The sequence below is a fragment of the uncultured Veillonella sp. genome (genome assembly GCF_938010505.1).
In the GTDB taxonomy this organism is placed as follows: Bacteria; Bacillota; Negativicutes; order Veillonellales; family Veillonellaceae; genus Veillonella.
In genome coordinates, this window is sequence record NZ_CALLVP010000105.1 from 1 (window position 1) to 6,360 (window position 6,360).

Genomic DNA, 6,360 nt, shown 5'->3' on the forward strand with positions numbered 1-6,360 from the left:
AAAATCTCCGTTAGTGAATTGAAACGACGATTCCAAGAGCGAGAACTAGAGGCAGGAACTATTGATACTCTTAATAAATCGGTTGCAATGGTAGATTTGGGTTCTAAACGAGCCGTGTCGGATGCGGTTCAGGCTATCAAGTTAGATACAACGAACCCGAATCTTAGTACCGATGACAATAGTAATATTAGTGTTCAGCCTGTTATAGTTTTGGAGGATGAATTAGCGAATTCCGTATTCGGTCGAAAGCCACAAGCACTACAGTCCGAAGAAGATGTATTGACGGGTGCTCAATGGGGTACCTTGATGCATGAGGCTATGCAATGGTTACCTCTTGTTGAGTATACGCAAGATTCTTTGACGAAGGAACTAGATGCACTGGTGGCGAAAGGGACTTTCACAGAGGAAGAGAGAAATTTATTAAGCGATATAAGTTTGTATAAATTTTTCAGCTCTGATCTTGGTAAGCGCCTTATTAGGGCAAAACGTATCGAACGAGAATTGCCGTTTAGCATGCTCTTTGAAGGAAAACGCGTATACGACACCTTAGAGGATGGGGAAAATCTCTTCCTTCAAGGTATTATTGATACGGCCTTTGAAGAGAACGGTGAATGGGTTCTCGTAGATTACAAAACGGATCGCGTTACATCCGGAGAAGACCTCATCAAGCGCTATAAAATCCAAATGGATCTCTATAAAGAGGCCTTGCAGCGATTGACGGGGATGCCCGTGAAAGCTTGCTATATTTATAGCTTCCGCTTGCACGATGCAATCATCGTGGACTAAAGTGTATAGATTCTTATAAATTAATAAACACAAAAGCTCTCTATTCATTGATAGAGAGCTTTTGTGTTACCAATTACTTGTTATATATGTGGTAGTTTAGGCAGATTTAAGGCTTTTTTCTTTTTATGCTTTGCAGGTGCAAATACCTTGAGTACGCGCGGCAATACTTCAATGTCTACTGGCATAGCAGGACCTGCATCACCATCCATATTGGTCGATAAATCATCGACGTCAGATAGAAGTTCGATATGAGCTTTTTTCACAGTTAATGTCGTTGTATAACGAGAATTATAGATGGCACCACTGATAATGAGTGGTAATACGCTGAGAATATCGAGGATAAAATATTCTTTGAAGATGATGATACGCATATAACCATCATCTACAGAGGCTTCTGGCATAAAACGCTCAAAGCTAGATACTACATTGGTAAGTAGGGCTAAAACGAGAGGAGATTTGCAAATGAAATCATCGTCCTCTGTTTTAATGCGGTACGTGTAGTCCTTCGTAGTGAACAACGCTTGGCCTGCTCTCAAGAAATACGCGAGAGGGCCGAGTATGCTCTTTTCCTTTGGTGTAACTTCATCTACAACCTTAGGAATAACGCCAGCTGCAATATTATTGCAGAAATACCGATCATTACAACGGCCGATATCAATGGTTCGAGTTTCATTGATATCGATACGTCTGATGGCTTGCGTTGGATTTTGGTGAATGCCGAGCGCACGAGACATATCATTTACTGTACCAACGGGGATAAACCCAAAGGTACAGGAGAATCCACCTTGGGCAATACCGTTAACGGTTTCGTTAACAGTGCCGTCACCGCCCATACAGAATACGGCATCAAACCCGCGTTCACAAGCATCCTTAGCAAAGCGCGTAGCATCGCCTTCGCCTCTGGTGAATTTGACCTCAATCGTTTCGAACAAGGTACTCAATTTCCATTGTAAATCGAGGGCATAACGGCGTGCTGCACCGCCTCCTGAGACAGGGTTGATGATAATCAAACAACGGCTCATAGTGTACTTCCTTACTTTCAAAAATGAGATATAGCTATTATCTATAGTTAAATTGACAGTCTTAATTATGAGTTCTATAATTATATTGTATGCACTTAATTACGTGCAACATATTTTCTAAGATATGTTGTATACTATATTATACTCATTTTAACCGTTCTTTGAAAGTGTGAAAGCATGAAAACAGAATGGTTAGTAAGGTTTAGGGGATAGTAATGGGAAGACAAAGTTCAAAAGATAAATACAAATTGTCCGCAGTGGATTCTATCGAAAGATTACCTCTCAGTGAACAAGTATATTTAACATTAAAAACAGCTATCTTAACAGGCGAATTGATGCCTCAAGAGAAGCTTAACGAAGTAAAAATTGCAGAACAATTGCAAGTGAGTGCTACACCTGTGCGTGAAGCATTCCGTAAATTGGCTAAAGATAATCTCGTAGTTATCGTTCCTTGGAAAGGTGTTACTGTAAAAGCTGACACTCCAGAAGAAATTGTAGCACTTTACCAAGTTCGCGAAGTGATGGAAGGACTTGGTGCTAGATTATGTGCTCGTCATGCTACACCTGAGCAAGTACAAGAGCTAAGAACCCTTTGTAAAGAGATGCATGAAATTGAAGATGCCACAGAACGTGTTGATGTGAATAGCCGATTCCATACAATGATTGCTCATTACTCTGGCAATGAACGTATTGTAGATTATCTAGCAGGTTTCCGTGAACGCGTTAATCGTGACATGTACATCAGTTCTTTCAATGCTGTACGTACACATGACTGTGATGATGAACATGACCAAATCGTAGACGCTATTGAACGCCACGACGAAGTAGCAGCAGAAACGGCTATGCGTCAGCATATCAACAATGCATTTATCTTCAAAAAAGCAAATGCGGAAGTACAGCATAAAAAACTTAATGAAGTATAATGCCTGCTGCTGATGCTGATGCTGATGCAATGGGTATAATGACATATGAGAGGCTCCGCCAATGGTGGAGCTTTTTTGATTATTATTTTGAATATCTAATTCAATTTTCATTTAGAGTACTTAGAGCATCTTGATGTAAATTAGTTATCATTTGTTGTATTTAATTAACCGTTGTTTTAGACTATCGGATTAGTTTGCTTTTGTTTGGTTTCGAGACGTTCTCTTGGTGTGGTTCAGAAGCTCTAGCCGTTTATAGTGTGATGTTAGGTGCGCATTACAGTTTTTATAATCTATAACACGCAGTCTTACGAGCTGACCTACGTTGATTTGAAAGGCTTGAGCGATTTTAAAAAGAATTTCTAAAGACATGCCCGAGATGCCTGTACCACATTCTAATTTACTTAAATAACTACGACTGATACCAATGTGACGAGCTAACTCTTGTTGAGACATATTTAGGGACACACGAATAATGGCGATTTTATGACCTAAACAAACATATTGATGTTGTAAAAACGGGTCTTCGTACGTGTTGATCCGCAGTTCGGTGAGCGGTGTAGCCGAGGGGTTCATAGGGACTCCTTTCTTTTCCCTACTCTCTAAATATAGTATACTGAGATTATTAGCGTCTGACTAATATAGAAAAGTAGATAATTATCGGCTATTACAGATAATTACACGAATTGTGAAAGTAGTATTACATGTATGCTATAGTAATGTGCTCATAACATTTAGTATGTTATCGTGAGTAAAGGAGGCAATATGGAAAAATACATAGCCGTTGCCCTCGGTGGCGCCACTGGGGCCTTATGCCGTATGGCTCTCGGTGAATGGGTTATGACAAAGGTCAGCTCTTTTCCGTATGGTACGGTAGTAGTAAACCTCGTTGGTTGCCTCATTATCGGTCTAGTCTTAGGCCTTTATATGCAAAAGCCAGATCTACCTCAGTGGGCGAGATTTTTCCTCGTTGTAGGTGGGCTAGGTGCATTTACCACCTTCTCAACCTTTGCCTTTGAAATGCTACAGCTTATGATGGCTGAATCCTATGTACAAGCATTATGGTACGGTGTAATGCAAGTCATAGGGGGCTTAATCCTCTGTTGGGTTGGTATGCTGGTCGTGCGTCTACTCTGTAGTATTTAAACATATTAACATTGAATAATAGTATTAAATACATTTTGATGTTATATCATAGCGTATTTTATTATTAATGACTTGGGAGATATTATGAAATCTATTAGAACACAAGATGCCGTAGGGCAAATATTATTACACGATATCGTAAGAATTGTCATTGGTGAGGTGAAAGACACTCCCTTCCGCCGTGGCCATGTTATCACAGAAGAGGATATTCCAAAATTGTTAGACCTTGGTAAGGAACATATCTTTGTGATGGAATCGGAAGATGAAGGTTTCTTGCACGAAGAGGACGTAGCTCGTGCTTTGTACCATATGGCAGGCGGCGAAAACATGCACGATGGCCCTATGGCGCAAGGTAAAATTGAAGCCATTGCAGATGTAGATGGTCTTTTCAAGGTCGATGTAGATCGCTTACATGCTATCAACAGCATTGGTGAACTTACAATCGTAACGAAATTTAATAACACACCTGTGAAAGCCGGTGATAAACTTGCAGGCATGCGTTGCATTCCATTATTGTTAGAGGAACAACAAGTGGACGATGCCAAGAAGATTGCCAACGGTGTGCCTTTACTCAATGTGAAGCCATTTGTGCGCAAAACTATGGGGATCGTTACGACTGGTTCTGAAGTATTTGAAGGTCGTATTAAAGATGCTTTCACCCCAATCATTGAAGAACGCTGCGCTGAATTTGGTGTTACAAAGGTAGCTCATGAGATTGTAACCGACGATACGGATGATATCGTGGCAGCTATCTACAAGGTAAAAGCGGCGGGCGCCGATATCATTTTCTGTACCGGCGGTATGAGTGTAGACCCAGATGATTTAACACCAGGTGCGATTAAACGCTATGCAGATTGTGTTGTTACTTATGGTTTGCCTGTGTTACCGGGTTCTATGGTTTGTATTGCTTACTGCGAAGATGGCACGCCAATCCTTGGTGTGCCAGGTGGCGTATTATTTAGCAAACCGACTGCCTTTGATGAAATCTTGCCGCGCCTCGTTGCAGATGATCAAATCACAAAAGATGACTGCATCCGTATGGGTCATGGCGGGTTCTTAGGATAATAGGCTGATATAACTAGAATAACTAATATAGCTAGAATAACTAATATAACTAGAGTAAATAATATAACTAGGGTAAATAATATAACTAGTAATAAATAGTATAGCTAATATAAGGGAATAAGATATATCTTATTCCCTTATATGCTGTTCAACGATATTTCTAATATTTTTGTAGAAATCGTTTTTGTAGAGAATTTTGCTTATAGATAAAATCGATAATTTTATCTATTTTTCTTAAAAATCATTTACTTCATTTAAAATTTAAAGTACAATAATAGTCAGGGATAATGATAATACAATATTTATAAGAAACCATATTTTATGCTGATTTTTTTATTGAATATATATTATAAATGATAATATATTATGCGCAGTATCTATAATTTTAGATGTAAGGAGGAATAGTAAAAGATGAAAAGCAAACAAGTGGCATTATCGTTGGCAGTACTACTTGCATTAGGAATGGGAACTGTATTACATGCAGAAGCACAGGGGAATCCGACAGAGTATTCGAGTGACTTTGGTATTGAAAATAAGGTTACCAGCGATCATAGTTTGGCAGTAGGCTTCAGAAATACGGTGTCCGGCTCGTATTCAACTGCTATAGGGCAGTCATCTACCGCATCTGGTGGGACTTCGCTAGCTATTGGACGAAGCGCATAGGCAACTGCTAATAATACTAATGCTATTGGTCGGAGTGCTCGTGCAGAAGGGGAGAATGCCACTGCAATAGGCCATGGATCGGTTTCTTCCGGACGTAATTCAAATGCCTTCGGTTCATCTGCAAATGCATCTGCTGAAGGTGCTACTGCCGTTGGTAATAGTACAAAGGCTAGTGGTATTTCAAGTACCGCTACTGGCTTTAATGCCGATGCATCGGGTAATTATTCCGTGGCATACGGTAATAGTGCTAGAGCTAGAGGCGCTCGTTCTGTAGCTGTTGGATATAGTGTACAGGCTGAAGAGAGCGCAGTTGCTGTTGGTAATAATAATGCTAATGGAGATGCTGGAAATGCTGTTGCGGTAGGTACAGGCAGTACAATTACCGCACGTGGTGGAGTTGGAATTGGTAGCGGTAATACTGTCTCCGGCATTGATTCCGGCGCTTTTGGTGTAAGAAATAAAATAGCACAAGCGAATACATATGTATTGGGCAGTAATGTGACATCGACACAAGGAAATAGTGTTCTCTTAGGAAACGCATCTACCGATAGAGCTGCTACAACAGAAACAAAAGCTAACATAAATGGTATTACCTATTCCGGATTTTCTGGGCTTGGAGCAGCCCGTAATGGTGTTACAAGTGTTGGCGCATCAGGTAAAGAACGTCAAATAATTAATGTGGCATCAGGAAAGGTGTCTTCCGATAGCACGGATGCTATAAATGGCAGTCAATTATATGCAGTAGCAAATACAGTGGG

At 40.2% G+C, this 6,360-nt stretch carries 7 protein-coding genes and 2 pseudogenes; 7 read left to right on the forward strand and 2 right to left on the reverse strand.

The genetic code is table 11. The features are described from left to right. A partial coding sequence (locus Q0507_RS06445; RefSeq protein WP_298714066.1) for a PD-(D/E)XK nuclease family protein occupies positions 1-786 on the forward strand: 786 nt, incomplete at its 5' end. 80 nt (positions 787-866) lie between these two features. Here the strand turns inward: Q0507_RS06445 and Q0507_RS06450 are convergent. Beyond that, on the reverse strand, positions 867-1,808 hold the full coding sequence (locus tag Q0507_RS06450) for a diacylglycerol kinase family protein (protein WP_101928544.1): 942 nt from the start codon (positions 1,806-1,808) through the stop codon (positions 867-869). A 215-nt stretch (positions 1,809-2,023) separates the two neighbouring features. Between Q0507_RS06450 and Q0507_RS06455 the strand changes: the two genes are divergently transcribed. Then, a complete protein-coding gene (locus Q0507_RS06455; RefSeq protein WP_004694848.1) occupies positions 2,024-2,731 on the forward strand; it encodes a GntR family transcriptional regulator in 708 nt (235 codons plus the stop codon). Between the two features lie 189 nt (positions 2,732-2,920). On the opposite strand, the gene Q0507_RS06460 is transcribed toward Q0507_RS06455, so the two are convergent. Then, the gene (locus Q0507_RS06460) at positions 2,921-3,304 is read right to left on the reverse strand and encodes a helix-turn-helix domain-containing protein (protein WP_101928542.1); all 384 of its coding nucleotides are present in this window, start codon (positions 3,302-3,304) and stop codon (positions 2,921-2,923) included. A gap of 189 nt (positions 3,305-3,493) precedes the next feature. Between Q0507_RS06460 and crcB the strand changes: the two genes are divergently transcribed. The 5 genes and pseudogenes from crcB to Q0507_RS06485 all read left to right on the forward strand — a co-directional run. Further along, on the forward strand, positions 3,494-3,874 hold the full coding sequence (crcB, locus tag Q0507_RS06465) for a fluoride efflux transporter CrcB (protein WP_298714071.1): 381 nt from the start codon (positions 3,494-3,496) through the stop codon (positions 3,872-3,874). 84 nt (positions 3,875-3,958) lie between these two features. Beyond that, a complete protein-coding gene (locus Q0507_RS06470; RefSeq protein ID WP_298714074.1) occupies positions 3,959-4,939 on the forward strand; it encodes a molybdopterin-binding protein in 981 nt (326 codons plus the stop codon). A gap of 411 nt (positions 4,940-5,350) precedes the next feature. Continuing rightward, positions 5,351-5,602, forward strand: a complete 252-nt coding sequence (locus Q0507_RS06475; RefSeq protein WP_298714077.1) for a hypothetical protein — start codon at positions 5,351-5,353, stop codon at positions 5,600-5,602. A gap of 12 nt (positions 5,603-5,614) precedes the next feature. Then, a pseudogene (locus Q0507_RS06480) lies at positions 5,615-5,815 on the forward strand (hemagglutinin); the annotation flags it as partial. Between the two features lie 15 nt (positions 5,816-5,830). Continuing rightward, positions 5,831-6,360 (forward strand): annotated as a pseudogene (locus Q0507_RS06485) (S-layer protein); the annotation flags it as partial.